Origin of the sequence: Cellulomonas sp. S1-8 (assembly GCF_026184235.1) — a bacterium.
Lineage (GTDB): Bacteria > Actinomycetota > Actinomycetes > Actinomycetales > Cellulomonadaceae > Cellulomonas.
On record NZ_CP110806.1, the window covers coordinates 225,784 to 251,686 of the forward strand.

Annotated in this window: 25 protein-coding genes and 1 riboswitch; of the genes, 17 read left to right on the forward strand and 8 right to left on the reverse strand. The window is 74.9% G+C overall.

Features of this window, described 5'->3' with window-relative positions; all coding sequences use genetic code 11:
* Window positions 1-137 precede the first annotated feature (137 nt).
* The 5 genes from OKX07_RS00990 (at window position 138) to OKX07_RS01010 (ending at window position 6,665) form a co-directional block, all read left to right on the forward strand.
* Window positions 138-743: a TetR/AcrR family transcriptional regulator gene (locus OKX07_RS00990; protein ID WP_265630002.1), complete on the forward strand. Its 606-nt coding sequence runs from the start codon at window positions 138-140 to the stop codon at window positions 741-743.
* A 125-nt stretch (window positions 744-868) separates the two neighbouring features.
* Window positions 869-1,945, forward strand: a complete 1,077-nt coding sequence (locus tag OKX07_RS00995) for an RsmD family RNA methyltransferase (protein ID WP_265630003.1) — start codon at window positions 869-871, stop codon at window positions 1,943-1,945.
* Between the two features lie 98 nt (window positions 1,946-2,043).
* Window positions 2,044-3,150 (forward strand): lytic polysaccharide monooxygenase, encoded by a 1,107-nt coding sequence (locus OKX07_RS01000; RefSeq protein ID WP_265630004.1) that lies wholly within the window; start codon window positions 2,044-2,046, stop codon window positions 3,148-3,150.
* A gap of 231 nt (window positions 3,151-3,381) precedes the next feature.
* Window positions 3,382-4,482, forward strand: coding sequence for a lytic polysaccharide monooxygenase (locus OKX07_RS01005; protein WP_265630005.1), 1,101 nt, complete (start codon window positions 3,382-3,384; stop codon window positions 4,480-4,482).
* 260 nt (window positions 4,483-4,742) lie between these two features.
* The gene (locus OKX07_RS01010) at window positions 4,743-6,665 is read left to right on the forward strand and encodes an NHL domain-containing thioredoxin family protein (protein WP_265630006.1); all 1,923 of its coding nucleotides are present in this window, start codon (window positions 4,743-4,745) and stop codon (window positions 6,663-6,665) included.
* A gap of 78 nt (window positions 6,666-6,743) precedes the next feature.
* On the opposite strand, the gene OKX07_RS01015 is transcribed toward OKX07_RS01010, so the two are convergent.
* Window positions 6,744-8,174: a sensor domain-containing diguanylate cyclase gene (locus OKX07_RS01015; RefSeq protein ID WP_265630007.1), complete on the reverse strand. Its 1,431-nt coding sequence runs from the start codon at window positions 8,172-8,174 to the stop codon at window positions 6,744-6,746.
* 253 nt (window positions 8,175-8,427) lie between these two features.
* Between OKX07_RS01015 and OKX07_RS01020 the strand changes: the two genes are divergently transcribed.
* Window positions 8,428-9,642, forward strand: a complete 1,215-nt coding sequence (locus OKX07_RS01020) for a lytic polysaccharide monooxygenase (protein ID WP_265630008.1) — start codon at window positions 8,428-8,430, stop codon at window positions 9,640-9,642.
* A gap of 103 nt (window positions 9,643-9,745) precedes the next feature.
* Here the strand turns inward: OKX07_RS01020 and OKX07_RS01025 are convergent, their stop codons facing one another.
* The 3 genes from OKX07_RS01025 to OKX07_RS01035 form a co-directional block, all read right to left on the reverse strand.
* On the reverse strand, window positions 9,746-9,973 hold the full coding sequence (locus OKX07_RS01025) for a hypothetical protein (RefSeq protein WP_265630009.1): 228 nt from the start codon (window positions 9,971-9,973) through the stop codon (window positions 9,746-9,748).
* Between the two features lie 44 nt (window positions 9,974-10,017).
* The gene (locus OKX07_RS01030) at window positions 10,018-11,034 is read right to left on the reverse strand and encodes a hypothetical protein (RefSeq protein WP_265630010.1); all 1,017 of its coding nucleotides are present in this window, start codon (window positions 11,032-11,034) and stop codon (window positions 10,018-10,020) included.
* 239 nt (window positions 11,035-11,273) lie between these two features.
* Window positions 11,274-11,561: a DUF6458 family protein gene (locus OKX07_RS01035; protein ID WP_265630011.1), complete on the reverse strand. Its 288-nt coding sequence runs from the start codon at window positions 11,559-11,561 to the stop codon at window positions 11,274-11,276.
* A 171-nt stretch (window positions 11,562-11,732) separates the two neighbouring features.
* Between OKX07_RS01035 and OKX07_RS01040 the strand changes: the two genes are divergently transcribed.
* The 8 genes from OKX07_RS01040 to OKX07_RS01075 all read left to right on the forward strand — a co-directional run bounded on the left by OKX07_RS01040 (window position 11,733) and on the right by OKX07_RS01075 (window position 19,752).
* A complete protein-coding gene (locus OKX07_RS01040) occupies window positions 11,733-12,191 on the forward strand; it encodes a hypothetical protein (RefSeq protein WP_265630012.1) in 459 nt (152 codons plus the stop codon).
* 63 nt (window positions 12,192-12,254) lie between these two features.
* Window positions 12,255-14,114: a family 43 glycosylhydrolase gene (locus tag OKX07_RS01045; RefSeq protein WP_265630013.1), complete on the forward strand. Its 1,860-nt coding sequence runs from the start codon at window positions 12,255-12,257 to the stop codon at window positions 14,112-14,114.
* 39 nt (window positions 14,115-14,153) lie between these two features.
* Window positions 14,154-14,705: an NUDIX domain-containing protein gene (locus OKX07_RS01050; RefSeq protein WP_265630014.1), complete on the forward strand. Its 552-nt coding sequence runs from the start codon at window positions 14,154-14,156 to the stop codon at window positions 14,703-14,705.
* 149 nt (window positions 14,706-14,854) lie between these two features.
* Window positions 14,855-15,820 carry a sugar phosphate isomerase/epimerase family protein gene (locus tag OKX07_RS01055; RefSeq protein WP_265630015.1) on the forward strand — a complete coding sequence of 322 codons (966 nt, stop codon included), beginning with the start codon at window positions 14,855-14,857 and terminating at the stop codon, window positions 15,818-15,820.
* Window positions 15,817-16,707 carry an NAD(P)-dependent oxidoreductase gene (locus tag OKX07_RS01060; RefSeq protein ID WP_265630016.1) on the forward strand — a complete coding sequence of 297 codons (891 nt, stop codon included), beginning with the start codon at window positions 15,817-15,819 and terminating at the stop codon, window positions 16,705-16,707. Before OKX07_RS01055 ends, OKX07_RS01060 begins: the two co-directional genes overlap by 4 nt.
* Window positions 16,701-18,620 (forward strand): dihydroxyacetone kinase family protein, encoded by a 1,920-nt coding sequence (locus OKX07_RS01065; protein ID WP_322746810.1) that lies wholly within the window; start codon window positions 16,701-16,703, stop codon window positions 18,618-18,620. The genes OKX07_RS01060 and OKX07_RS01065 overlap by 7 nt, the downstream gene beginning before the upstream one ends.
* Window positions 18,617-19,084 (forward strand): ribose-5-phosphate isomerase, encoded by a 468-nt coding sequence (locus OKX07_RS01070; RefSeq protein ID WP_265630017.1) that lies wholly within the window; start codon window positions 18,617-18,619, stop codon window positions 19,082-19,084. The genes OKX07_RS01065 and OKX07_RS01070 overlap by 4 nt, the downstream gene beginning before the upstream one ends.
* A 257-nt stretch (window positions 19,085-19,341) precedes the next feature.
* Window positions 19,342-19,410: riboswitch (guanidine-III (ykkC-III) riboswitch) on the forward strand.
* Window positions 19,411-19,422: 12 nt separating this feature from the next.
* On the forward strand, window positions 19,423-19,752 hold the full coding sequence (locus OKX07_RS01075; protein WP_265630018.1) for a DMT family transporter: 330 nt from the start codon (window positions 19,423-19,425) through the stop codon (window positions 19,750-19,752).
* A gap of 18 nt (window positions 19,753-19,770) precedes the next feature.
* Here OKX07_RS01075 and OKX07_RS01080 read toward each other — a convergent pair whose 3' ends face one another.
* Genes OKX07_RS01080 through OKX07_RS01090 form a run of 3 tightly spaced genes read right to left on the reverse strand, consistent with a single transcriptional unit; the run spans window position 19,771 to window position 22,335 of the window.
* The gene (locus tag OKX07_RS01080) at window positions 19,771-20,172 is read right to left on the reverse strand and encodes a PIN domain-containing protein (protein ID WP_265630019.1); all 402 of its coding nucleotides are present in this window, start codon (window positions 20,170-20,172) and stop codon (window positions 19,771-19,773) included.
* A complete protein-coding gene (locus tag OKX07_RS01085; protein WP_265630020.1) occupies window positions 20,157-20,414 on the reverse strand; it encodes a type II toxin-antitoxin system Phd/YefM family antitoxin in 258 nt (85 codons plus the stop codon). The genes OKX07_RS01080 and OKX07_RS01085 overlap by 16 nt, the downstream gene beginning before the upstream one ends.
* Before the next feature lie 43 nt (window positions 20,415-20,457).
* Entirely contained in the window at window positions 20,458-22,335 is a 1,878-nt protein-coding gene (locus OKX07_RS01090; protein ID WP_265630021.1) for an ABC transporter ATP-binding protein, read from the reverse strand.
* A gap of 150 nt (window positions 22,336-22,485) precedes the next feature.
* On the opposite strand from OKX07_RS01090, the gene OKX07_RS01095 reads away from it, so the two are divergent.
* The 3 genes from OKX07_RS01095 (at window position 22,486) to bla (ending at window position 24,602) form a co-directional block, all read left to right on the forward strand.
* Window positions 22,486-23,025, forward strand: a complete 540-nt coding sequence (locus OKX07_RS01095; RefSeq protein WP_265630022.1) for a MarR family winged helix-turn-helix transcriptional regulator — start codon at window positions 22,486-22,488, stop codon at window positions 23,023-23,025.
* A 99-nt stretch (window positions 23,026-23,124) separates the two neighbouring features.
* Entirely contained in the window at window positions 23,125-23,583 is a 459-nt protein-coding gene (locus OKX07_RS01100; protein WP_265630023.1) for a VOC family protein, read from the forward strand.
* Between the two features lie 44 nt (window positions 23,584-23,627).
* Window positions 23,628-24,602: a class A beta-lactamase gene (gene bla / locus OKX07_RS01105; protein ID WP_265630024.1), complete on the forward strand. Its 975-nt coding sequence runs from the start codon at window positions 23,628-23,630 to the stop codon at window positions 24,600-24,602.
* A 161-nt stretch (window positions 24,603-24,763) separates the two neighbouring features.
* Here the strand turns inward: bla and OKX07_RS01110 are convergent, their stop codons facing one another.
* Window positions 24,764-25,639 carry a metal-dependent hydrolase gene (locus OKX07_RS01110; RefSeq protein WP_265630025.1) on the reverse strand — a complete coding sequence of 292 codons (876 nt, stop codon included), beginning with the start codon at window positions 25,637-25,639 and terminating at the stop codon, window positions 24,764-24,766.
* Window positions 25,640-25,903 lie beyond the last annotated feature (264 nt).

Here is a 25,903-nt window from a genome sequence, read left to right on the forward strand (position 1 = left end):
CTCGTCGGACTGGTCGTTCGGGCGTGCGAACACATTGTAGGCGAAAGCGACGAACCGCCGTGAGGAATGTCACACTTCAACCAAACTCATCCCCCTTCCCTGCCCCTTTTCCTGACACACTGTGTGAAGATGTCAGCATGCCGAAGATCATCGGGGCGTCGCTCCACGAGCACCGCGAGCAGACCCGTCGCCGCCTGTTCGACGCCCTGTCCACGCTGATGAACGAGCGCGGCTTCGACGTCATCACGCTCGCCGACATCGCCGCCGCCGCCGGCGTGGGCCGCACGGCCGTGTACAACCACTTCCCCGACAAGGAGGCGCTGCTCCTCGGCTTCATCACGCACGAGACCGAGCAGTACGCCGCGGGCCTGCAGGCCTCCCTGGACGACATCGACGACCCGGTCGAGCAGCTGCGCGCCTACGTCCGCGCGCAGGCCTCGCTGACGCGCGTCTACCACGTGGCCCCGGGGCCGGAGCTGCGCTCGGTGCTCTCCCGCGGCGCGCAGCAGCGCGTCCGGGAGCACGTCGTGGTCGTGGAGCAGATCCTGTGCCGCATCCTCGACGCCGGCATCGCCTCCGGCGTCTTCCCCGAGCAGGACCTCGCCACCACCGTCCCGCTCGTCAACGCGTGCCTCACCGGCCGCGGCCTGCCCGAGGGCGGCGCCGCCCGCGAGCGCGCCGTCGAGCAGACGGCCGCGTTCGTGCTGCGCGCCGTCGGCGCCGGCGTCCCGGTGCCGGTCTGAGCGCGCAGCGGGGCGGCCGGCCGGGCGGGCCCGGGCGCGGCGCGGGCCCTCGGCGCGCCGGTCCGGCGGGCGACCGTCGGGCGACCGGGAACCGGTACGGCGATCGCCGCACGGCGCCCGCCCCGGTGCCGCTGACGTCCGTCGAGCTCACCTACCTGCCCGGCCTGCGCGACGTGCTGGCCGACGAGGTCGCGCAGGTGCTCCCCGGCGCGCGGGGCGTGCGCGACGTGCGCGACCGTGACGACGCGCTCGCGCTCGGGCTACCAGGGTCGCTCGCCGCCGTCGCGGGCCTGCGCACGGCGGTCGCCGCGTGGGTCGTCGTCCACCTCGACGTGCCGCGGCCGAAGTCCTTCACGAGCCCCGAGCACCTGCGCCGCATCGTCGACGCGATGTACGCCTCGCTGCGCGTCGGCGGCTCCTCGACGTTCCGGTTCGAGGCCGCGGGTGCCGACTCCCCGGCCTTCACCCGGCTCGGCGACCTGCTGCACGAGGCCACGGGCCTGCTGCACGACCCCGGCACGGGCGACCTCGTCGTGCGCGTGCGCCGCGGCCTGCGCCGCGGCGACGTCGACCCCGGGTGGGACGTGCTGGTGCGCGTCGGGCCGCGGCCGCTGTCGGCGCGGACGTGGCGCGTCGCGGACTTCCCCGGCGCCGTCAACGCGACCATCGCCGCCGCGGTCGCGCGGCTCGCGGAGGTGCGCCCGGCCGACCGCGTCCTCAACCTCATGGCGGGCTCCGGCACGCTGCTCGTCGAGCGGCTCCTCGCAGGGCCCGTCGCGGCGGCCGTGGCGGTCGACCGCGACGCCGCCGCGCTCGACGCGGCCCGGGCGAACCTCGAGGCCGCGCGGCTGCTGTCCCGCCCGCCGCGTCCCGTGCTCGTGCGCGCCGACGCGACCGACCCGGACGCGCTGCGCGCCGCGGTCACCGCGCCGCTGGGTGGTCCCGCGGACGTCGTGCTCGCCGACCCGCCCTGGGGCACGCTGCACGGCTCGCACGCCGACGCGCCCCGGCTGCACGCAGGCCTGCTGCGCGCGGCGCACGCCGTCGCCGCGCCCGGGGCGCGGCTCGTCGTGCTGACGCACGAGGTCAAGGTGATGGAGCGGGTCGTGCGCGGCGCGGCAGACCTGTGGGTGCCGCGCTCCGAGACCCGCGTCTTCGCCAAGGGTCACCACCCGCGGATCCACGTCCTCGACCGTCGCTGACGCGGGCCCACGGAAGTGTGTCGAAACGCTTCGCCGCCTTCCGCCCGGCGGCGCCGCGCGCGAGCGTAGGGGCTCGCCCCCGACCACCGGAGAGCCGCATGCACCGATCCACGTCCCCCCGCCGAGGCCTGCGCCGGGCAGCCCTCGCGCTGACCGTCCCCGTCGCCCTGCTGACGTCCGTCCTCGTCGCGACCCCCGCCGCCGCGCACGGCTCCGTGACCGACCCCCCGACCCGCAACTACGGCTGCTGGGAGCGGTGGGGCGACGACTTCCAGAACCGCGACATGGCGACCACCGACCCCATGTGCTGGCAGGCCTGGCAGGCCGACTCCAGCGCCATGTGGAACTGGAACGGGCTGTACCACGAGGGCATCGGCGGCCGGCACGAGGAGCTCATCCCCGACGGCCAGCTCTGCTCCGGCGGGCGGACCGAGGGCGGCCGGTACAACGCGCTCGACACCCCCGGCGCCTGGACCATGAAGACGGTCCCGCAGAAGTTCACGCTCACGCTGACCGACCAGGCCAAGCACGGTGCGGACTACCTGCGCGTCTACGTCACCAAGGCGGGCTTCGACCCGACGACGAAGGCTCCCGCCTGGTCCGACATGCAGCTGCTCAAGGTCACCGGCTCCTACCCGACGACGGGCCTGTACCAGACGGACGTCGACCTGACGGGCCGCTCGGGCCGCGCGATCCTCTACACGATCTGGCAGGCCAGCCACTCCGACCAGCCGTACTACCTGTGCTCGGACATCAACATCGGCGGCACCGCGGCGACCCCGACACCCACGCCGAGCGCGACCCCCTCGGCGACCCCGAGCCCGACTCCCAGCAGGACGCCCACGCCGACGCCCACGCCCAGCGTGACCCCGACGCCGACGCCCAGCGTGACGCCCACGCCGACGCCCACGTCGACCGGCACGCCCGTGCCCGGCGCGTGCACGGCGACCGTCACCGCCTCGAACGCCTGGAGCGGCGGGTGGCAGGGCGCCGTCGTCGTGACGGCCGGCGCCGGCGGGCTGTCCGGGTGGAAGGTGACCGTCGCAGGGGCGACCGTCACGCAGGCGTGGAACAGCACGGCCAGCGGGTCGGTGCTGACGAACGCCGCCTGGAACGGGACGCTCGCGGCCGGGTCGACCACCACGGCCGGCTTCCTGGCCTCGGGCGCTCCCGGTGCGCTGACGGCGACCTGCGCCGCGGCGTAGCCATCGGCCGGACGGACGATCCGGACGCTCCCGTTGCTGGTGACGGGAGTGTCCGGATCGTGCCCGTCCGGGGTCGTACGTCCTGCTGAAACGGTTAGCAGTCTCGCGTGCCCTGCGCGCAGGACGCACCGTGGTCGAGCCCTCGCGGCTACCCGTCGTCCCCCGATCGCATCGATGCGACCCGGGCGGGCGTGCGCGGACGGGTGCCGTACACGAGTACAGGAGTCACCTATGACCACACGCCCCCGGAGCAGGCTCGGCCGACTCGGTCGCCTCGCCCTCGCCATCCCCCTCGCCCTCGTGGCGACCGGGGTCGTCGCCACGTCGGCGTCGGCCCACGGGTCCGTCACCGACCCGCCGACCCGCAACTACTCGTGCTGGGAGCGGTGGGGCGACGACCACCAGAACCCGGCCATGGCGCAGCAGGACCCGATGTGCTGGCAGGCCTTCCAGACCAACCCGAACACCATGTGGAACTGGAACGGGCTGTACCGCGAGAACGTCGGTGGCCGGCACGAGGCCGTCATCCCCAACGGTCAGCTGTGCTCGGGTGGCAAGACGCAGAACGGTCTGTACGCGTCGCTCGACACCGTGGGCAACTGGACCGCGAAGACGGTCCCGACCAACTTCACGCTGACGCTCACCGACGGCGCGAAGCACGGCGCGGACTACCTGCGCATCTACGTCTCCAAGGCGGGCTTCAACCCGACGACCGAGGCGTTGGGCTGGGACGACCTCGACCTGGTCAAGGAGACCGGCCGCTACGGCACCACCGGTCTCTACCAGACGGATGTCAACCTGTCGGGTCGTTCGGGGCGTGCGGTCCTGTTCACGATCTGGCAGGCCAGCCACCTCGACCAGCCGTACTACCTGTGCTCGGACATCAACATCGGTGGCACGGGCACCACGCCCACGCCGACGCCGTCCGTGACGCCGACCCCGACGCCGTCGGTCACGCCGACGCCCACGCCGACCCCGACGCGGTCCGTGCCGCCGACGCCGACGCCGTCGCCCACGCCCACGCCCACGCCGAGCGTGACGCCGACCCAGGCGCCGGGTGGTGCCTGCACCGCGACGGTCAAGGCCGCCAACACCTGGTCCGGCGGCTGGCAGGGTGAGGTCGTCGTGACCGCGGGTTCCGCCGCGATCAGCGGGTGGAAGGTCACCGTCGGTGGCGCGACCATCTCGCAGGTCTGGAGCAGCACGGCCAGCGGCAACGTCCTGACGAACGCCTCCTGGAACGGTTCGCTGGGTGCCGGTGCCAGCACGTCGGCCGGCTTCATCGCGTCGGGTGCTCCCGGTGCGCTGACCGCCACCTGCGCCGTGGCCTGACGCACCACCCCATGACCCGCCGGTCCTCGACCGACGGCAGCACCCCGCGGGGCACGACCAGCGGGTAGCAGGACCATGACGACCGGGCACGGCCATCCCTCCGGCTGTGCCCGGTCGTCGCACGTCGTGCGTCACCGCCCTCCGCCGAGTGCGGGGGATACGGCTCGAGTGCAGGGGAAACAACACCCGCACTCGGGCCGTATCCCCCGCACTCGCGTGGCAGGGGGGCTTGAGGAGGGATGGCCGGCGCGTCGGGGAGAATGTGCGGCGTGACGTCGACCCGTGCCACCCGGCTGCCCCGTGTCCGTGCCTCCGAGCTCGTCGGGCGGGGCTGGCTCAACACCGGCGGCAAGGACGTCGCGCTCGCGGACCTGCGCGGCAAGGTCGTCATCCTCGACTTCTGGACGTTCTGCTGCATCAACTGCCTGCACGTCCTGGACGAGCTGCGGGAGATCGAGGCGCAGCACCGCGACGTGCTCGTCATCATCGGCGTGCACTCGCCCAAGTTCGTCCACGAGGCGGACCCGGTGGCGCTCGCGGCGGCCGTCGAGCGGTACGAGGTGCACCACCCCGTGCTCGACGACCCGGACCTCGTCACGTGGCAGGCGTTCACGGCCCGCGCGTGGCCGACGCTCGTCGTCATCGACCCCGAGGGCTACATCGTCGCGCAGATGGCCGGCGAGGGGCACGCGCACGCGGTCGAGACGCTCGTGCGGGACCTCGTCGTCGAGCACGAGGCGAAGGGCACGCTGCACCGCGGCGACGGCCCGTACGTCGCGCCCGCACCGGAGCCGACGACCCTGCGGTTCCCCGCCAAGGCCGTCGAGCTGCCGGGCGGGACGTTCCTCGTCGCCGACGCGGGGCACCACGCGCTCACCGAGGTCGCGGCCGACGGCGAGACGCTGCTGCGGCGCATCGGCACGGGGGAGCGCGGCCTGGTCGACGGCGGCCCGGACGACGCGCGGTTCAGCGAGCCGAACGGCCTGTGCCTCGTGCCGGACGAGCTGCGCGGGCGCCTCGGCTACGACGTGCTCGTCGCCGACACCGTCAACCACGCGCTGCGCGGCGTGCGCCTGGCCGACGGGCACGTGACGACGGTCGCCGGCACGGGTGAGCAGTACATGGTGGGCGCGGTCGACAACGTCGCCCCGCTGACCGCCGGCGAGCCGGCACCTGTCGAGGGGGGCGTCGGCGACCAGTGGGCGCCGCGCCAGGTCAAGCTGTCCTCACCGTGGGACGTCGCGTGGTCGCCGCAGCTCGCGGCGTTCGTCGTCGCCATGGCCGGCAACCACACGCTGTGGGCGTTCGACGACGAGCAGGGGTCGCTGCGCCACCTCGCCGGGACGATGAACGAGGGGCTCGTCGACGGCGCGCCGCAGGACGCCTGGTACGCGCAGCCGTCCGGGCTGTCCGTCGCCGCGGACGGGCGCGTGTGGCTCGCGGACGCCGAGACGTCGGCCCTGCGGTGGCTCGACCCGGCCGACGGGTCCGTGCACAGCGTCGTCGGGACGGGCCTGTTCGACTTCGGTCACCGCGACGGCACGGGCGACCAGGCCCTGTTCCAGCACCCGCTGGGCGTCGCCGCGCTGCCCGACGGGTCCGTCCTCGTCGCCGACACCTACAACGGCGCGCTGCGCCGCTGGGTCCCGGGGGCGGACGGCGGCACGGTCTCGACGCTCGCGACGGACCTCGCCGAGCCGAGCGGGCTCGTCCTGCCCGCGGGCGACGCCGACCACGTGCTCGTCGTCGAGTCCGCCGCGCACCGCCTGACGCGCGTCCCGCTGCCCGCGGGCGCCGGCACGCAGGTCGACGGCGGCGCGCACCGCACGCAGCGGCCCGTCACCGAGATCGGCACGGACGTCGCGCTCGAGGTCGTGTTCCACCCCGCCGCCGGGCAGAAGCTCGACGACCGGTGGGGCCCGTCGACGTCCCTGCAGGTCGCGGCGACGCCGCCCGGGCTGCTGCTCGACGGCGGCGGCGACGACGTCGCGCTGACCCGCACCCTGCGCCTCGACCCGACCGTCGGCGAGGGCGTCCTGCACGTCACCGCACGCGCGGCGAGCTGCGACGCCGACCCCGCGATCGAGCACCCGGCCTGCCACCTGGCCGCACAGGACTGGGGCGTCCCGGTCCGCATCACGACCGGCGCCCCGACCACCCTGACCCTCCCCCTCCACGGCTGACCGGCACGAGGGACGAAGTGTGAAGGGTTGTTGCCGGGATCCGGCAACAACCCTTCACACTCTTGCGTGAGCTCGCGGTCAGGTCGACGCGGCGTCGTCGATCGCGATCGCGACGAGCGCGCGCAGGGCCGTCTGGACCTGACGGCCCGTCGACGCCGCTGCCGCGACCGCGACCTCGACCACCCACTCGTCGCGCTCGACCGTGAGCATCCGCGTCTCGGACGCGTCCGCCGGGCTTCCGCCGCGCGCGACCGTCGTGAACGTCTCCGACCCGGGCATGCGCTCGCGGACCGACCACGAGTCGCCGCCGAGCGTCTCGGTCGCGGCCGCGGCGAACGCGCACAGCCGCGGCACCACGGCGGGGGCCGCCGCGCCGATCGCGACCGCACCGCCCGCGGTCAGCCGCTCGACGGCCTGCACGGGGTCGGCGATGGGCGGGGTCGTGCGGGCACGGGCACGCGCCCGGCGCCGCTTGGCCTGGTACTGCGCCTGGTCCGCGCGGCGGAACAGGTGCCGCGCCTCGACCGAGCCCATGACGGCGGTCGACGCGATGCCGTAGGAGATCGCCGCGCCGTGGGGCAGCGGGAACTTCGCGACCGTCGTGGCCATCGTCGTCGCGACGACCTCGCGCGGCTGGTCCACCGTCACGAGGCAGAACTCGTCGCCGCCGATGCGCGCGGCAGTCGCCCCGGGGATCGCGTCGGCCGCGCGGCGCAGCACGTCCGCGACGGCGCGCAGCAGGTCGTCGCCCGCGTCGTGGCCCAGCTCGTCGTTCACGCGCTTGAGGCCGTCGACGTCGCACATCACGACGCACGTCTCCCGGCCCGAGCCCAGCGCGGCCTCCGCGGCCTGGTCGGCGGTCCGCCGGTTGGCCAGCCCCGTCAACGGGTCGTCCGCGATCATGTGCCGCATCTGCTGCTCGAGGTCGACGCGGGCGATCGCGCCCGCCGCGAGGGCGACCAGCACCTCGGCCGTCGCGACGTCGTCGGCGTGGAACAGCGGGGAGTCGAAGTCGCGCACCACCGTGAGCTGACCCCACACCGCGTCGTTGACGACGACGGGTGACGTCAGCGCGGAGGCGGCACCGACCTCGCGCAGCAGCTCGACCTCGACGCGGTCGCCCGCCGTCGTGTCGCCGGGGCGCACCGACCGGCCCTGGGCGTCGAACGCGTGCGCGACCCAGCTCTCGCGGTTGCGCAGCAGCGCGCGCAGCGCGGGGCGCTCGTCGGCGCGGTACGTGGAGCTGAGGAACTGGTGCCAGCGGGGGTCCTTGCTGGGCGGCTCGAGGTGCACGACGCGGCAGGTCTCCTGGGAGATCCGGGACACCGCGCACGCGTCGGCGCCGAGCACGTCGACCGCGGCCTGGGCCGCTGCCTCGACGACCTCCTCGATGCGCCGGCAGGCGTCGAAGCGGTGGGCGGCGACGGACAGCCCGCGCACGCCACCGAGGTCCGCAGCCGAGAGACCGCCCCGGTGCGCACCCTTGGCAGCCATGCCCCGTCGCGTCACGAGGCCATCATCGGGCCTCCACCCCCTATCCGCCGAGTGGCGTTCATGAGAGGTCGATGAGATCACTCGTCCGCGTGGCGGTCCCCACCGTCCCGAGAGAGGGGTGTTCCTCGTGCTGGAAACGTTTCGAGGCCTTGTCGGGGGCAGTCCCGGTCCCCACCCTGAACGCCACGTCCTGAACGCACGTCGCACCACCAGGTGCGCAGCCCCCGGCGGCGACCGACGCCGCTCGCGTGAGAGGGAACCCCCCGCCATGCCTCGACACCCCACCCGACGACGTGTGCTGGGCGGCGTCGCCGCCACCGCGCTCGTCGCGACGGCCCTGGTCGTCATCCCCACCGCTGCCCAGGCGCACGGCGGCCTCACCAACCCGCCCACGCGCACCTACGCCTGCTACGAGGACGGCCTGGCCGGTGGCCAGGCCGCCGGCGAGTCCGGCAACATGAAGCCGCGGAACGCCGCGTGCATCAACGCCTTCAACGACGGCAACTACTCGTTCTACAACTGGTTCGGCAACCTCCTCGGCACCATCGCCGGTCGCCACGAGACGATCGCGGACGGCAAGGTCTGCGGGCCCGACGCCCGCTTCGACGCCTACAACTCCCCGTCGTCCGCCTGGCCCACGACCCGGGTCACCGCCGGTCAGAGCATGACGTTCCAGTACGCCGCCGTCGCGCGTCACCCCGGCTGGTTCACGACGTGGATCACCAAGGACGGCTGGAACCAGAACCAGCCGATCGGCTGGGACAACCTGGAGCCCGCACCGTTCGACCGCGTGCTGAACCCGCCGCTGCGTGAGAGCGGCCCCGCCGGCCCCGAGTACTTCTGGAACGTGAACCTGCCGTCGAACAAGTCCGGCAAGCACGTCCTGTTCAACATCTGGGAGCGCTCGGACAGCCCCGAGGCGTTCTACAACTGCGTGGACGTCGACTTCGGCGGTGGCGGTGGCGTGACCCCGACGCCGACGCCCACCCCGACGCGGACGTCCACCCCGACGCCCACGCCCTCGGTGACGCCGACGTTCACGCCGACGCCCACCCCCACGCCGACGCGGACGTCGACCCCGACGCCCACGCCGTCCGTGACGCCGACGTTCACGCCGACGCCTACCCCGACCCCGACGCCCACCCCGACCCCGACGGTGCCGACGGACTCGGTGTGCGAGGTCGAGGTCGACGTGTCGAACGCGTGGCCCGGCGGCTTCCAGGGCAACGTCACCGTGTTCAACGCGACGATGGAGCCCGTCAACGGCTGGGACGTCACGTGGACCTTCGGCGGCAACGAGAAGGTGCTCCAGGCCTGGAGCTCGACCGTGACGCAGACCGGCGCGACCGTGTCCGCCAAGAACGTCGCGTGGAACTCGACGATCGCGCACCACAACGCGGTGTCGTTCGGCTTCATCGGCTCGGGCACGCCCCAGGCCGTGACGGCGGCGACTCTCAACGGCAACGCCTGCATCGTCCGCTGACACCCGTCGGCTGACCGCAGCGACGAGGCGCCCGCACCCTGGAGGGTGCGGGCGCCTCGTTCTGCGTGGCGTCAGGCGTGCGAGACGTCAGGAGTGCGTGACGTCAGGCCTGGGCGGTGACCGGGCCCGTCGGGCGGACGTGCACGGCGACACCGTGCACGCGCGCCGGCAGGTCGAGACGACGCGCGGCGACCGCGTCCCCCTGCACCCGGACCAGCAGGCCGTAGCCGTCGGCGTCGGGGGCGATCCCGATGCCGCTCACACCCGCACGGCCGCCGAGCACGGCCTTCAGCTCGTCCTTGGCCCGGCGGGCCTCGTCGAGGTCGGCCACTGCGCACCTCCTGTGCGCCCCGGGTGCGCGGGCCGCCGCCCGCGTCAGGCGAGCAACGTCGCGTCGAGCGCCCCGAGGACGGCATCGATGGGGTTGACGTACGTCAGCCCGCGACCATTGTCCCCCCCGGTCTCCGACCCGGCAAAGAGCAGCCCCAGCGCGACCCCGTCCTCGCGGTACACCAGCGACCCCGAGTCCCCGCCGCGGGAGAAGGGGGTGCGGCCCGTCCCCTCGATCTCGATCTGGTCGTCGAACCGCAGGTTGCCCAGGTCGTCGCCGTACCCGACGACGACGTCGTCGAGCTCGATCGCGGTGACGCGCCCCGCCGTGACGGAGGTCGTGCGGCCGATCTTGCCGACGTTCTCGCCACCCAGCGCGCGGGCCGTCGTCGTCACGGACCCGACCGGGTACGTCGCGTCGACCTCGTCGTCGTCGAGGAGCGCCAGCGCGGCGTCGACCAGCGCGGTCTCACCCGCGGCGAGCGGCACGAACGCCGCGAGGGTGCCGACGCGGTCGGCCGGGACGCGGCCGCCGTCCGCCGGACCGGGCTGCAGGATCAGGTCGCCCGCGCTCGCACCGGGGACGCCGGCCAGGACGTGGTGGTTGGACAGCGCGTGCAGCACGCCGCCGACCTGCACGAACGCTCCCAGCGTCCCGGCGGTCACGTCGCGGTGCGCGATCGAGACACCCGGGCGCAGCGGGCGGGCCCGGCCCGTCTCACCGAGCGCCTGCGCGGTCACCACGGGGGGTCGCGGGCCCGGCACCGGCCCGCCGAGGCGGATCCGGGGCGCGCTCGCGAGCGGCCGGATGCGGCCCGTCCGGCGCACGTCCACCCCGGGGCCCAGCTCGGCGGCGACCTTGCGCGCGATGCTGCGCACCCCCGGCAGGCCCAGGCGGTAGCGCAGCGCGATCGCGTAGCCGCCGTCCGCGCGCGGCGCGAGCCCCACGGACAGCAACGACCCCGACGTCACGGTCGTCGACGCCCGCACCGCCCGTCCCGCCAGCATGCGTGCCATCGCGGCGGCGTGCGCCTTCGCCTCACGTGCCTCGTCGTGGTCCATGCGGCCCCCTTCGTCGTCGCCCCCTGCCCACGTGCCGCGGGCCACCCGCGCCGACCGGGGTCGGTGCACGGGTCGCCCATTGTGTCCGGCTCGTCCGACATGTGCCGGGCGTGACCGCACGGCGGACCCGGGCCCGCGCCGCGGGTGCGCCGCCCGGGCACGACGAGGCCGGGCACGACACCCGGGCACGACGACGCCCCGCCCGGTCGTGCGTGGGCGGGGCGTCGGTCGCGCGGTCGTCAGGCGGTCGGGGGCAGCGGGGGCTCCTGCCGGCGCTCGACGGTCTCACGGTGCACCGTGGTCGTGCTCGGGGGCAGCGGGGGCTCCTCCCGGTGCTCGACGACCTGCCGGTGCGTGGTGTTGGCGCGCTGCGAGTTCATCACGATCGCGAGGACCAGCATGAGGGCACCGGCACCCATGCAGATGTAGCCGATGACCGTCAGGTCGATGCCCTCGAGCCGGTCGGAGATGCCGAACGAGAGGATCGCCCCGACTACCAGGAGTGCGATGCCGCCACCGATGCCCATGTCGCTCCTTCGTCGTGCGTCTGAGCGGGCCGTCGCGGTCCGCCTGCGTCGAGAGTCTGGTCCCGGTCGGCGGGTCCCGCACCTCGAACGGGCCAGCAGCGGCCGTCCGGGTGACGGGTCGGGGCAGCGGCTCGGGGTGCCGACGGACGCCGGCACCGGTAGACACGACGCATGGGAGTCGTCATCCGCTCGGCCCTGCTGGGCCTCGCCACCGGGGGTCGGTCGTCGGTCGCCCTCGCCGTCCCGGTGCACGTCGCGACGCGCGGCCGCGACGACCGGACCTCGCGGGCGCTGCGGCTGCTGACGGTGCTCGCCGTCGCCGGTGAGATCGTCGCCGACAAGCTGCCCGCCACGCCCAGCCGGCTGGCGTCGCCGCAGATCGCCGCCCGGCTCGTCGCGGGGGCCGCGGGTGCGGCCGCGCTCGCGGTCGTCGAGGGGCGGCGGCTGCCCGCGGTCCTCGGTGCGGTCGTCGCCGGTGGGGCCGGTGCGTTCGCCGGGTCCGTCGCGGGGGCGTCGTGGCGGCAGTGGGCGGCCGACGACGGCCCCGCCGCGCTGCACCCCGACGTGCGCGCCGCGCTCGTCGAGGACGTCGTGGTGCTGACCACGGCGCGCGCGCTCGTCGGTCGCTGAGAGGCGACCGAGACGTTTCGGGGGGTGTCGGTCGAAGCGCTTGCTCGCTACCGTCCGGGACTCATGGTCGTCGTCGCAGCACTCGCCCCCCGTCCCTGCCGACGTGCCTCCCGCCGCGCCGTCGCGCGCCGCGCCGTCGCCGCCGCGGCCGGGGTGCTGACGGCGCTCGCCGGGCTCGTGGTCCCCGCGGCCGCCGTCGCGCCCGCGACCACCGCCGCGCCGCCGAGCGTCCCCCTCCCGGACGGTGCCCTGGCCGTCGTCGGCGACACGACGCCGGTCCACGACCCCGCGCTCGTCGTCGAGGGCGACACGTGGCACGTCCTGGGGACCGGGCGCGCGAACCGGGAGAACGGCGGCACGATCCAGCACTGGGTGTCCCGCGACGCGGGCGTGACCTGGGGGTACGCGCGCACGATCTGGCCGACGATCCCGGCGTGGCTCGACCAGCGCATCACCGGACTCGACAACCTGTGGGCGCCGGAGGTGGTCGAGCACGACGGGACCTACTACCTGTACTACTCGGCGTCGCGCTTCGGCACCAACACGTCGGTCACCGCGCTGGCGACCAACACCACCCTCGACCCGGCCGACCCCGCCTACCGGTGGGTCGACCAGGGCGAGGTGATCGCGTCCCCGCAGTCCGGGCTGCCGGGCGGCATGGCGTTCAACGCGATCGACGCGGGCGTCGTCGAGGCGGACGGGAAGCCGTACCTGGTGATCGGCTCGTTCTGGCACGGGATCTTCCTGGTCGAGCTGTCGTGGCCCAGCGGCAAGCCGGTGGCGGGATGGAGGTCGACCGCGCGGCACCTAGCCGGTGGCCGCCCCGACGGCAACCCCGTCGAGGCGCCGTACCTGTACGCGCGCGACGGCTGGTACTACCTGTTCGTGTCGTTCGACGCGTGCTGCAGGGGGACCGACTCGACGTACAGGATCGCGGTCGGACGCTCGCGGTCGGTGACCGGCCCGTACCTCGACCGCACCGGGCGCAACCTCGCCACCGGGGGCGGGACGGTGCTGCTCGACCGGCACGGCGTGCAGGTCGGCCCCGGCGGACAGTCCGTGTCCCAGGACGTCCTGGCGTACCACTACTACGCGTCGAACGCGGCGGGCGTGCCGACGCTCGGGCTGCAGAAGCTGCGGTGGGTCGACGGCTGGCCCGTCGCCGACACGCGCGCCGCCGCGCCGGCCGTCACGACGCAGCCCGCAGACGCGTCCGTGGGCGTCGGCGGGACGGTCGCGGTGACGCTGGGCGCGTCCGGCGGGCCCGCTCCCGTGGCCGTGTGGCAGGCGTCCACCGACGACGGCCGCACCTGGGCGTACGTCGGCAATCAGCGCGTCGTCGACGGACGGTCGACGCACACGCTGCGCGACGTGCGCGTCGGGACGCAGGTCCGCGCGTATCTCGTCAACGCGAGCGGCACCGTCCTCACGCGCGCCGCGAGCGTGCGGACGACGGCCGCGACGCCGACCCCCACGCCTTCCCCGACGCCCACCCCCTCCCCGACCCCGACGCCCACCCCCTCCCCGACGCCCACCCCCACTCCGACGCCCACCCCCTCCCCGACGCCCACCCCGACCCCCACCCCGACGCCCACCCCCGCACCGGGCGGGACGTGCGCGGTCCGCTACACGGCCGCGAGCTGGGGCGACGGATTCACGGCGTCCGTGCGGCTGACGAACACGGGGGCGTCGGCGCTGACGTGGCGGCTCACGTTCGACCTGACCGCCGGGCAGCGGGTGACGCAGGGGTGGAGCGCGCAGTGGACGCAGTCCGGGGCGACCGTGCAGGCCACGGGCGCGTCGTGGAACGCGACCCTCGCGCCGGGCGCGTCCGCCGAGGTCGGCTTCAACGGCTCGCACACGGGCCACAACCCTGCTCCCACGTCGTTCGCCGTCGACGGTGTGCCCTGCAGCGCGGCCTGACGTGTCGGACGCCCTGCCCGCGCGGGTAGGTTCGGCGTCATGGGCTGGCAGACCGTCTCCTCGCGCGTCGTGTACGAGAACCCGTGGATCACGGTCCGCGAGGACGACGCCGTCGCACCCGACGGGAGCCCGGCGGCGTACGGCGTCGTCGAGCTGCGGCCGTCGGTGTTCGTCGTCGCGCTGACCGACGACGACGAGGTCGTGCTCGTCACCACCGACCGCTACACGACCGGGCCGGGATCCGTGGAGGTGCCCGCGGGCGGCACGGACGGGCAGGAGCCGCTGGTCGCGGCGCAGCGCGAGCTCGCCGAGGAGGCCGGGCTCGTCGCCCGCGACTGGACGCACGTCGGCACACTCGACGCGCTCAACGGCATCGCCCGGGCCGTCGAGCACGTGTTCGTGGCCCGGGGCCTCGCGCCGGTGACCGACGCCGCCGCGACCGCGCACGAGCAGGCGGCCGAGGGCATCACGGCCGTGAGGACGGTCCCGTTCGCCGACGCGCTGGCGATGGTCCGCTCCGGTGGGCTCCGCGACGGCGAGACGGTGGCCGCGCTCGCGCTCGCGGCCCTCCACCTCGGTCGCCTCGCCTGACGTGCGGCCGTGGGTCGGCTAGCGTGAAAGACGCAGCCCGGTGGCCGAGCTGGCCTCGACGACGAGGACGGAGGCTCGACGACGAGCAGCACCCTGCGGCCCCGCGCTGACGTCCCCCCGCTGGAGACAACCGAAGAGGTCCCGTCCGCATGAGCACGCCCGACACCCGTCCCACCAGCGCGCAGTGGCCGATCGCCGCCGCGATGCTCCCGTTCCCCGCGTCGCAGGACGCACCCGCGGACACCTGGGTCGACCACCTCGCGGAGGTCGCGTACGAGGGGTTCACCGAGGTGGACCTGACCGACTCGTGGGTCCGCGCCGGGGACCTGGCGCCCGCGCGCGTCGACGAGCTGCGTGACGCGCTGACGAGCGTCGGGCTCGACCCCGTCGCGCTGTCGGCGATCCGCCGCTCGGTGATCGACCCCGTGACGGGGGACGACAACCTCGCCTACTCGCACCGCACGATCGACGCGGCCGCCGCGCTGGGCGTCCGCGTCGTCAGCGTCGGGCTGCACCGGCCGCTGCTGCCCGCGCAGCGCGAGGCCTTCTGGTTCTGGACCGAGCAGGGCCCGGTCGACTCCAACGACGTCGACACCTGGGACCTGGCGGTCGGCCGGCTGCGCGAGCTGGGACGGCACGCCGCCGAGGTGGGCGTCGCCCTGTCGCTCGAGATGTACGAGGACACCCTGCTCGGCAGCGCCGCGTCGGCCGTGCGGCTCGTCCACGACATCGCCGACGACAACGTCGGCCTCAACCCCGACCTGGGCAACCTGTTCCGGCTGCACGGGCCCGTCGAGGACTTCCAGGCCGCCGTCGCCGCGTGCCTGCCCGTGTCGAACTACTGGCACGTCAAGAGCTACTACCGCGACGAGGACCGCGAGGCCGGCACGTACGTCGCGCTGCCGGCCCCCATGGAGATGGGTTCGGTGAGCTACCGCACGGCCATCCGCACGGCCGTCGACGCCGGGTTCACCGGCCCGTTCTGCGTCGAGCACTACGGCGGCGACGGGCTGTCGGTCTCGGCGCGCAACGCGCGCTACCTGCGCCGCATGCTCGCGGTCGCCACGGGCGAGGCCCGCGAGTCCGTCCTGCACGCGGTCGGGGGTGCACGATGAGCGCCCGTGTCGCCGTCCTCGGCCTCGGTGCGATGGGCCTGCCCATGGCGACGGCCCTCACCGGTGCGTTCGACGTCGTCGGGTTCGACGTCGCCCCGGAGCGCGTCGCGCTCGCCGTCGAGGCGGGGGCCACGGCCGCCGCCACGGTCGCCGAGGCGTGCCGCGGCACCGACGTCGTCGTCGTCGGGGTGCGGGACGGGGCGCAGCTCGACGCGCTCGTCCTCGGTGCGGGCGGCGTCGCCGACTCGCTGCCGACCGGCGCCGTGGTCGTCGTGACCTCGACCGTCGGGGAGTCGGCCGTCCGCTCCGTCGCCGACGCGCTCGCGGCCCGCGGCATCCGCTGCGTCGACGCGCCCGTGTCCGGCGGGCCCGTCCGCGCCGGCACCGGTGACCTGCTCATCATGGTCGGCGCCGACGACGAGGCCCTCGCGGCGGCCCGGCCGGTGCTTGAGGCCCTGTCGTCGTCGCTCACCGTCGTCGGCGGCATCGGTGCAGGTCAGCAGCTCAAGACCGTCAACCAGCTGCTCTGCGGCATCCACACGGCCGCGGCGTCCGAGGCGCTCGCGCTCGCGCACCGCCTGGGGCTCGACCTCGACGCGTGCATCGAGGTGCTGTCGCAGGGTGCGGCCGCCTCGTTCATGCTCGCCGACCGCGGCCCGCGCATCGCCGCCCAGCTGCGCGGCGAGACGCCGCCGCTGCGCTCGCGGCTCGACGTCATCGGCAAGGACATGGGCATCGTCGGCGACCTCACGCGGCAGCTCAAGATCGCGACGCCCGTCGCCGCGGCCGCCGAGCAGCTGTACCGGACCGTGTCCGCCGCGGGGCACGACGCCTCCGACGACTCGGTCGTCGCGACGCTGCTCACCGCGCAGGAGCAGGCGTGGTGAGGCCCCTGGCCGACGACCCGGCCCAGTTCGTCGACGACGCGCTCGACGGGTTCGTCGACCTGTACGCCGACCAGGTGCGGCGCGTGCCGGGCGGGGTGGTGCGGGCCGTGCCGGCGCCGCGGTCGCAGGTCGCCGTCGTCGTCGGCGGGGGGTCGGGGCACTACCCGGCGTTCTGCGGGCTCGTCGGGCCGGGGTACGCGGACGGTGCGGTGGTGGGCAACGTGTTCACGTCGCCGTCGACCACCGACGCGGTGTCCGTGGGCGCCGCCGCGGCCGGCGACGCGGGCGTCGTCCTGCTCACCGGCAACTACGCGGGCGACGTCATGAACTTCACGCTCGCGCGCGACGAGCTGCGCCGGCGCGGAGTGCCCTGCGAGTACCTCGTCGTCACCGACGACATCGCGTCCGCGCCCGTCGACGAGGTGTCGCGGCGGCGCGGGATCGCGGGCGACCACGTCGTGTTCAAGGTCGCCGGGGCTGCCGCTGCGGAGGGCGCGTCCTTCGACGAGGTCGTCGCCGCTGTCCGGCACGCCAACGACCGCACGCGCACGCTCGGCGTCGCGTTCGACGGCTGCACGCTGCCCGGCGCCGACGCGCCCCTGTTCACCGTGCCCGACGGGATGGTCGGGCTGGGGGTCGGGATCCACGGCGAGCCGGGGATCGGTGAGGTGCCCGCGTGCACCGCGTCCGAGCTCGCGACGCTGCTCGTCGACCGGCTGCTGGGCGAACGCCCCGCGGGGTCGGGGCCGCGCGTCGGGGTGGTCCTCAACGGACTGGGGCGGACCAAGTACGAGGAGCTGTTCGTGCTGTGGCGCGCCGTCCGCGCGCGCCTCGACGCCGCTGGCCTGCAGGCCGTGCAGCCGGACGTCGGCGAGCTCGTCACCAGCCTCGACATGTCGGGGTGCTCGCTGACGCTCGTGTGGCTGGACGACGACCTCGAGCGGTGGTGGTGCGCGCCCGCGCACACGCCCGCGTACCGGCGGGGGACGGTGGGCGCGGCCGGGACGGTCGGCGGTGCACCGGGTGGGTCGACGGGCGCGGGAGCCGTCGCGGCGGGGGACGCCGCCCCCTCGGACGCGGGCGCGTCGGACGGGGGTGCGTCGAACGGGGGTGCGTCGGACGGGGGCGCGTCGGACGAGGCGGGGTCGGACGAGGGCACGTCGCAAGCGGGCGTGTCGGACGAGGTCGCGTCAGGCCTGCCCACGTCGGGCTCGCCGACGTCCGGAGGCGCGCCGCGCGTCGTCGATGCGGCGGACGCCGCCGAGGCGCCGGTCGTCGTGGCGGCGCTGGGACGCGTCGTCGCGGTGCTGACGGAGCTCGAGACGGAGCTCGGGCGGCTCGACGCCGTCGCGGGCGACGGCGACCACGGCCGCGGCATGCTGCGGGGGGCCTCGGCTGCGGCCGAGGCAGCCGTGGCGGCGGCCGACGCGGGGCACGGCGCAGTCGCCTGTCTCCGGGACGCCGGCCGCGCGTGGGCCGACCGTGCCGGTGGCACGTCCGGCGTGCTGTGGGGTGCCGGCATCGGTGCCGCTGCGCACGCCCTGGCGGCGCGGCCCGTCGCCGATCCGTCGACGCGTGCGGCCGCGGCCGTCCGCGCGGGCGTCGCGGCCGTGGTCGCGCTCGGCGGGGCGAAGCCGGGCGACAAGACGATGGTCGACGCGGCCGAGCCGTCCGCGGCCGCGCTCGAGACCGCCGCCGCAGCCGGTGACCCGCTCGACGTCGCCTGGGACGCCGCTCTCGCCGCCGCGCGCGCCGCGGCGCAGGCCACCGCCGAGATGCGCCCCCGGCTGGGCCGCGCGCGTCCGCTCGCCGAGCGCAGCGTCGGCACCCCCGACCCGGGTGCCGTGTCCTTCGCGGCGGTCCTCGCGGCCGTCCGGCCCACCGGGGCATCCGAGGAAGAGGAGACGTCATGAGCGTGGCGAGGATCGTCGTCGGAGCCGACGAGGCAGGGCTCGCGTACAAGGACGTCCTGGCGGACCTGCTGCGGGCCGACCCGCGCGTCGAGGTCGTCGAGGACGTCGGCGTGCACGACGGTGACGACACCGCGTACCCGCACGTCGCGGTTGCGGCGGCGCGGCGCGTCGCGGACGGGAGCGCCGATCGCGCGCTGCTGGTGTGCGGCACGGGCCTGGGCATGGCGATCGCCGCCAACAAGGTGCCCGGGGTGCGGGCGGTGACCGCGCACGACGCGTTCTCCGTGCAGCGTTCGGTGCTGTCGAACGACGCCCAGGTGCTGTGCCTGGGGCAGCGCGTCATCGGTGTGGAGCTCGCCAAGACCCTCGTCCGCGAGTGGCTGGACCACGAGTTCGACCCGACGTCCGCGTCGGCCGCCAAGGTCGACGCCATCCGCGCCTACGAGCCCACCGACCCCACCTGACCCACCCGTCCCCCAACAGTCCGCGAGAGAGCAATCCAGCTCAGCCCCGCCGAGCCCCCACCCCCACCCCCGCGAGAGAGCAATCCAGTTTCACCGTCCCGAGCGCGGTACTCAGCAGCCGACCGCGGTACTCGTTGGTACCGCGCTCGGCGGTCGAGTACCGCGCTCGCCGGGGCTGTGCGGGCTCCGCAGGGGTGGAGGGTGGTGAGGTGCCGCACCATCCGGGCCGGGTGGGCGGTCGCGTGCGAGCATGGTGGTGGGCCCGCGTCAGCGCAGGTCCCCGGACGAGGGGCGCCGTACCCGGAGAGCGACAAGACGGCAGCCACCGGAGGTCTGCCGTGTCCGCCACGTCGGTCGCCTGGATCGTGCTCGTCGTGTCCGGGGTGCTGGAGGCCGTCTGGGCCACCGCCCTCGGCCGGTCCGAGGGCTTCACGCGTCTTGCCCCGACCGTCGTCTTCGGCGTCGCCCTGCTCGCCTCGATGGGCGGCCTGGCCTACGCGATGCGCGAGCTCCCGACCGGCACGTCGTACGCCGTGTGGGTCGGCATCGGAGCGTCGATCACCGTCGCCTACGCGATGGCGACGGGCGCCGAGACTGCGAGCCTGGTCAAGATCCTGCTGATCCTCGGGATCGTCGGCTGCGTCGTCGGCCTCAAGCTCGCCCACTGACGCCCGCGTGGGGTCGGGTCAGCGCGGGGTGTCGGAGCGCACACCCGGCAGGTCCGCGAACCGGGCGCGGGCGTCCAGCGACAGCACCGCGCGGTCGTCCTGTGCGGCGTGCGCCGCGATGATCAGGTCGTGGGCGCCGCGCGGCGTGCCCGTACGTCGGACGGCGGCGAGCAGACGCGCGTGCTCGGCGGCCGTCCGTTCGGTGTAGTCCAGCACCGTGAGGGTGTCCGTGATGACGGTGAGGACCCGGGCGCGCTCGGCGGCGCGTGCGGGGGTGTCGGCCAGCTCGATGCCGGTGCGGAACTCGGCGACGGTGATCGCCGCGATGGCGAGGTCGTCGTCGTCGAGCTGGGTGGTGTCGAAGCGGCCGCGCACGTAGGCGATCAGCGTCGTGGTGTCGAGGATCAGGCGTCGGCCCACGGGTCCCGCTCGGGCTCGGTGAGCAAGGCTGTCGCGGCGGCGATGTCGGCCTCGAACGCGTCGTCCAGGCGGGGGGTGTCCCGCAGCGCGGTCCGCAGCGCGCGGCCGGTGGTCGCGGCCACCGGCCGCAGCTCGGCGACGACGTGGCCCGCGCGGGTGATGCGGACGGTCTCCCCGCGCTCGACGGCGTCGAGCAGGTCGGAGAACCCGCGCGAGGCGTGGGTCGCTGTCAGGGTGCGCACGACAGCAGGGTATCCGATTATCTGATTCGTGCCCAGGTGCTGATCACGCAGCCGTCGGGCTCGGCGCGAACTGGGTGCGATAGAGGTCCGCGTACAGGCCGCCGCCCGCGAGCAGGGCGTCGTGCGTGCCCGTCTGGACGACGCGCCCCCCGTCCACCACGACGATGAGGTCCGCCTGGCGCACGGTCGACAGCCGGTGCGCGATGACGAGCGACGTCCGCCCGACGAGCGCCTCGTCGAGCGCGGCCTGCACGGCGGCCTCGGACTCGGAGTCCAGGTGCGCCGTGGCCTCGTCGAGCACGACGACGTCGGGAGCCTTGAGCAGCAGCCGCGCGATCGCGAGGCGCTGGCGCTCGCCGCCGGACAGGCGGTAGCCGCGGTCCCCGACGACGGTGTCGATGCCGTCGGGCAGGGACGCGACGAGGTCCCACACGTGGGCGCCGCGCAGGGCGCGCTCGATGTCGTCGTCGGTCGCCTCCGCGCGGGCGAAGCGCAGGTTGCCGGCGATCGTGTCGTGGAAGAGGTGCGCCTCCTGGCTGACGACGCCCACGGTGTCGCGCAGGGAGGCGGTCGTGACGTCGCGCAGGTCCACGCCGGCGATGCGGACGGCGCCGCGCGTCGGGTCGTACATGCGGGTGACGAGCTGCGAGATGGTCGTCTTGCCGGCGCCGGACGGGCCGACGAGCGCGACCATCGACCCGGCCGGCACCTGGAACGTGACGTCGTGCAGCGTGTCGGCGACGGCGTCGCGGCTCAGCGTCGCCACGGACTCGAGCGACGCGAGGGAGACCTCGCCGGCGGACGGGTAGCGGAACGCGACGTGGTCGAGCTCGAGGGTCGCGCCGCGGGTGGCGACGGCTGCGCGCAGGTCCGACGCGTCGGGCTTCTCGGCCACCGTCGGCTCGAGGTCGAGGACCTCGAGGACCCGCTCGAACGACACGAGCGCCGTCATGACGTCGACCTGGACGTTGGAGATCGCGGTGAGCGGGCCGTACAGGCGCCCGAGGTACGCAGCGAGCGCGACGACGACGCCCACGGTGAGCTCGCCGCGGATGGCGAGCAGGCCACCGACGCCGTACACGATGGCCGTCGCGACCGCGGCGACCGTGGTCAGTCCGATGCGGAACCACGTCGAGTACAGGGCGCGCTTGACGCCGATGTCCCGGACGCGGCCCGTCTGCTCCGCGTAGGCGGAGGACTCGCGGTCGGGGTCGCCGAAGATCTTCACGAGGTGCGCGCCGGCGACGTTGAACCGCTCGGTCATGGTCTGCGACGCCTCGGCGCCGAGCTCGTAGGACTCGCGCGTGATCGCGGCGATCTTGCGTCCGAACCACCGTGCGGGCAGCACGAACACGGGGACCAGGACGAGCGACAGGAGCGTGAGCTGCCACGACATCGACAGCATCGCGGCGAGCACGAAGACGACGGTGAGCGAGTTGCTCACCACGTTGGACAGCGTGGACGTGAACGCCTGCTGCGCACCGAGGACGTCGCCGTTGAGGCGCTGCACGAGCGCGCCGGTCTTGGCGCGGCTGAAGAACGCGAGCGGCATGCGCTGCACGTGGTCGAAGACGGTGGTGCGCAGGTCGTGGATGAGGCCCTCGCCGATGCGCGCGGACACCCAGCGCTCGGCCACGCCGAGGATCGCGGACACGACGGCCAGCCCTGCGACGACGGCGGCGATCCCGACGACCGTGCGGGTGTTGCCCGTCGCGATGCCGTCGTCGATGAGCCGCTGGAACAGCAGCGGGGTGAGCGCGCCGGCGGCGGCGCCGAGCGCGATGAGGACGAGGAAGACCGCGAGCTGAGCGCGGTAGGGGCGGGCGAACGTGAGGATGCGGCGCAGCGTGCCGGCCGCGAGGCGCTGACGCGCGACGCCGCGGTCCTGGCTGAAGCCGCGCATCCCGCGGCCGCCGGGCATGGGTCCAGGGTGGGTCAAGGGGACCTCCAGGGGTCGGAGGGCGCGGTGCGAGCCGCGCAACATGCTGAGGTTACCTCACGATGAGCAATGTTCACCTCTTGGGTATTCCCGGGTAGCCTCGGTGCCGTGCCAGGACGGGGAGGTGACGACGTGCCCGACGCCCCGTCGCGCCACGACGCGGCCCATCATGACGCTCCCCGCCACGATGCGGCGCGTCACGACGCAGCCCACCACGGCGCGGCCCACCGCGCGCGTCGGGACCCCGCCCGGCTCCCCGAGCCGTCCGAGGAGCTGCTCGAGCTCCTGCACGACGTGCTGCGCACCGCGCGCCGGGACGCCGCCGAGCGGCTCGGCCACGACATCACCCCCGGCCAGCTGCGCCTGCTGCGCACGCTCGACCGGTGCGACTGCCCGCGCAGGCTCGGGGAGCTCGCGGCCGCCCTCGACGTCGCGCCGCGGTCGGTGACGTCCAAGGTCGACCAGGCGGAGCAGGACGGCTGGGTCCGCCGCGTCCCCGACCCGGACGACCGCCGCGCGACGCTCGTCGAGATCACGGACGCCGGCCACGACCTGCTCGACCGGCTGTCGGCCCGGCGGCACGAGGGGGTGCGGGCGCGGCTCGAGGTGCTGGACGCCGATGAGCAGCGCACGCTGCTGGACCTCTTGCGCCGGGTTGCGAACGCCCCCTGACCCCGGATCGATGGAGCGCCTTCCACCGGCCCGCCACTGTCGCGTCCGAGGGCGCTCCAGTCATGCCTGTGTCGGCGGTCGGTGGCAGCATCGTGCGCCATGAGCGACGACGACCTCGCAACCGCACCCGCGCACAGCGCCGGGTCGTCGGCAGGGCGGCGGCCGATCCTGCGCGCCACGTCCGTCACGATCAGCACCGCGCACCCGCACGAGGCCGCCCACTTCTACGCCCGGCTCCTCGGGGGGCGAGTGGTGGTCGAGGAGGAGGCCGCCCCCGACGATCCCACCGGCATCACGTGGGCCCAGGTCAAGCCGCCCGAGGGCGAGGACGGGTTGACGATCAACCTGGAGCACGAGCGCGAGTGGTCGCCGCCGGTGTGGCCCGCCCGGGCCGGGGAGCAGCGCTCGACGCAGCACCTCGACGTGCAGGTCGACGACCTGGACGCCGCCGTCGCGTGGGCGCGGGAGTGCGGTGCGCGCGAGGCGGACGTCCAGCCGCAGGAGGAGGTCCGGGTCCTGCTGGACCTCGACGGCCACCCGTTCTGCCTGTTCCTCTGATGCGCCCGGCCGCGACCCAGCCGTCCCCTGCACAGAGGTCCCCGATGTCTCACGCGTCCGGTCCGAGCCGCCGGGGTGTCCTGCAGGTCGGCGCGCTCACGCTGCTGGTCGCTGCGTGCACCCCACAGCGCGGCCAGCGCGCGTCGTCGTCGCCCCCGACGGGGACGTCGACGCCGTCCGCGACGCCCGCCGCCGCCCCACCCGTCCTCGATCTCACGGCCGCGCTCGCGGACGTGGAGGCCCGGCACGGCGTGCGCCTCGGGCTGCACGCGGTGGACACCGCGCAGGGCCGCACGACCGGCCACCGGGCCGACGAGCGGTTCGCGTTCTGCTCGACGTTCAAGCCGCTCGCGGCGGCGGCCGTGCTGGCGTCCCGCGGGGTCGCAGGCATCGACGAGCCGGTCCCCGTGACGGCGGACGACCTCGTCGACTTCTCGCCGGTCACCGGGGAGCGGGTGGGCGGCACGATGACGTGGCGTGAGCTCGGCGACGCGGCGGTGCGGTACAGCGACAACACCGCCGGCAACCTGCTGCTGCGCGGTGCCGGTGGGCCTGCGGGTCTCACCGCGTACCTGCGCGGCATCGGTGACGAGGTCACGCGCAGCGACCGGTGGGAGCCGGACCTCAACGCCACGGCACCCGGCGACGAGCGCGACACGAGCACGGCCCGGGCGCTCGCGCAGACGTACCAGGCGCTCGTCCTGGGCGACGTGCTGAGCGCGCCCGAGCGCGACGTGCTCACCGACTGGCTGGTCCGGAACACGACGGGCGACGCACTCGTGCGCGCGGCAGCACGCCCGGGCTGGACCGTCGGCGACAAGACGGGCGCCGGCGCGTACGCCACGCGCAACGACGTCGCCGTCGTCTGGCCGGGGCCGCTCGGGACGCCGTGGGGCGCGCCGGTGGTGCTCGCGATCTGCACGGACCAGCCGTCTCCGGACGCCGAGCGCACCGACGCACCGCTCGCCGAGGCGGCCGCCGTCGTCCTGGACGCGCTGCTGGCGGCACGGACCGCCTGACGCGCACACCCGGCGATCCCGCCGGCCGGTATCGAGGTCGTGAGGCCGCGACCCACGGATCCGGTGGCTCATCGCCCGTGATGGGCTCACGAACCCGTGTTCGGCGGCTTCCCCGGGGGAATGAGCCGCCGAAGTGCGAGGTCGGCCGCCGGGGACGGGCCTCAGGTGAGCAGCGGGACCGTCAGGACCGTCGCGCCGACGACCGTCGCCGTGCCGACCAGCACACCGGCGGCCTCCCACGCCCGGGCCATCACCGCGTCGGCGTCGTACCCCAGTGCGGTCAGCGAGCCGACGACGACCGCGGCGCCCACGCCGTACGCCGCGTAGACCGCCAGCGGGCTGACCAGGATCCGCTCGCGCCACGAGCCCGTCCGCCCCAGGATCGGCACCGCGAAGTTGCCGCCCCGGCTCCACAGGTCGTTGAGCAGGGGCGTCGCCCGCCACCAGCGCGGCGGGCGCGGCTCCCACGGCCACAGCAGCGGCACGCCGCCGTCGGTCAGCATGTCGCCGGCGATGTGCACGGCGGCGCCCAGCCCGACGGCCACGGGCAGCCAGTCCCACTCGGTCGGCGCCGCCACGGTGATGAACCCCGCGAGCCCCAGCGCCAGCGCCCAGGCGTCGAGCCGACGCCGCGCGAGCCCCAGTGCGCGCGCGGCGAAGGCCACCAGCAGCAACGACAGCAGCCCCGCCCCGGCAGCGAGCTCCCCGAGCGTCTCCGTCGCGACGGTCACCTGCCCCGCTGCCCACGCGATCCCGACGAGCACAGCAACGCCCAGTACCGAGTGCGTGCCGTTGCGGTGCCCGCCCGCGAGGTGCCCGACGACGTCGCACACCCACTCGGAGACCGGCGGCAGCGAGTGCGCGATCGTCGCGTCGTGGTGGTCGGCGTCGGGTGCGAGGGCCGCGCCCGCGCACACCAGGGCACCCGTGACGACCCCGAGCGGCGACACCGGGTACCAGCCGAGCGTGTACGGCGCGGTCGACGCGACCGCGACCCACGCGGCCGCCCCGCACAGGGCGTGGTGGGCACCCTTCACCGGGTGGCCGGACCGATTGCGGGCGGCATGGGGTTGCGGTTCTCGGCGGGGCGCACGTAGAGCCTCCGGTGCGGCGGCTGCGGGTCACCGCAGGTCAGCGGGCTGGAAGTCGCCAACTTCAGCCGTCCGGGTGACACGCGTCAAGCGCCCGGTGTGTCCGGTGTGGGCGTGTCGTCCGGCGAGCGCGGCACACGACTGCCGAGCGCGGTGGGTACCAGTACCGCGCTCGACCGTCGAGTACCGCGCTCGGGGAGGGTGGCTTCT

Excerpts from the sequence above, each read along its gene's own strand:
- OKX07_RS01000 (WP_265630004.1), top strand. The coding sequence starts at position 2,044 with ATGCACCGATCCACGTCCCCCCGCCGAGGCCTGCGCCGGGCAGCCCTC.
- OKX07_RS01070 (WP_265630017.1), top strand. The coding sequence starts at position 18,617 with ATGAGCGTGGCGAGGATCGTCGTCGGAGCCGACGAGGCAGGGCTCGCG.
- OKX07_RS01020 (WP_265630008.1), top strand. The coding sequence starts at position 8,428 with ATGCCTCGACACCCCACCCGACGACGTGTGCTGGGCGGCGTCGCCGCC.
- OKX07_RS01005 (WP_265630005.1), top strand. The coding sequence starts at position 3,382 with ATGACCACACGCCCCCGGAGCAGGCTCGGCCGACTCGGTCGCCTCGCC.
- OKX07_RS01060 (WP_265630016.1), top strand. The coding sequence starts at position 15,817 with ATGAGCGCCCGTGTCGCCGTCCTCGGCCTCGGTGCGATGGGCCTGCCC.
- bla (WP_265630024.1), top strand. The coding sequence starts at position 23,628 with ATGTCTCACGCGTCCGGTCCGAGCCGCCGGGGTGTCCTGCAGGTCGGC.
- OKX07_RS01055 (WP_265630015.1), top strand. The coding sequence starts at position 14,855 with ATGAGCACGCCCGACACCCGTCCCACCAGCGCGCAGTGGCCGATCGCC.
- OKX07_RS01050 (WP_265630014.1), top strand. The coding sequence starts at position 14,154 with ATGGGCTGGCAGACCGTCTCCTCGCGCGTCGTGTACGAGAACCCGTGG.
- OKX07_RS01035 (WP_265630011.1), bottom strand. The coding sequence starts at position 11,561 with ATGGGCATCGGTGGCGGCATCGCACTCCTGGTAGTCGGGGCGATCCTC.
- OKX07_RS01040 (WP_265630012.1), top strand. The coding sequence starts at position 11,733 with ATGGGAGTCGTCATCCGCTCGGCCCTGCTGGGCCTCGCCACCGGGGGT.
- OKX07_RS01010 (WP_265630006.1), top strand. The coding sequence starts at position 4,743 with ATGTGCGGCGTGACGTCGACCCGTGCCACCCGGCTGCCCCGTGTCCGT.
- OKX07_RS01100 (WP_265630023.1), top strand. The coding sequence starts at position 23,125 with ATGAGCGACGACGACCTCGCAACCGCACCCGCGCACAGCGCCGGGTCG.
- OKX07_RS01045 (WP_265630013.1), top strand. The coding sequence starts at position 12,255 with ATGGTCGTCGTCGCAGCACTCGCCCCCCGTCCCTGCCGACGTGCCTCC.
- OKX07_RS01090 (WP_265630021.1), bottom strand. The coding sequence starts at position 22,335 with ATGCCCGGCGGCCGCGGGATGCGCGGCTTCAGCCAGGACCGCGGCGTC.
- OKX07_RS01030 (WP_265630010.1), bottom strand. The coding sequence starts at position 11,034 with ATGGACCACGACGAGGCACGTGAGGCGAAGGCGCACGCCGCCGCGATG.
- OKX07_RS00990 (WP_265630002.1), top strand. The coding sequence starts at position 138 with ATGCCGAAGATCATCGGGGCGTCGCTCCACGAGCACCGCGAGCAGACC.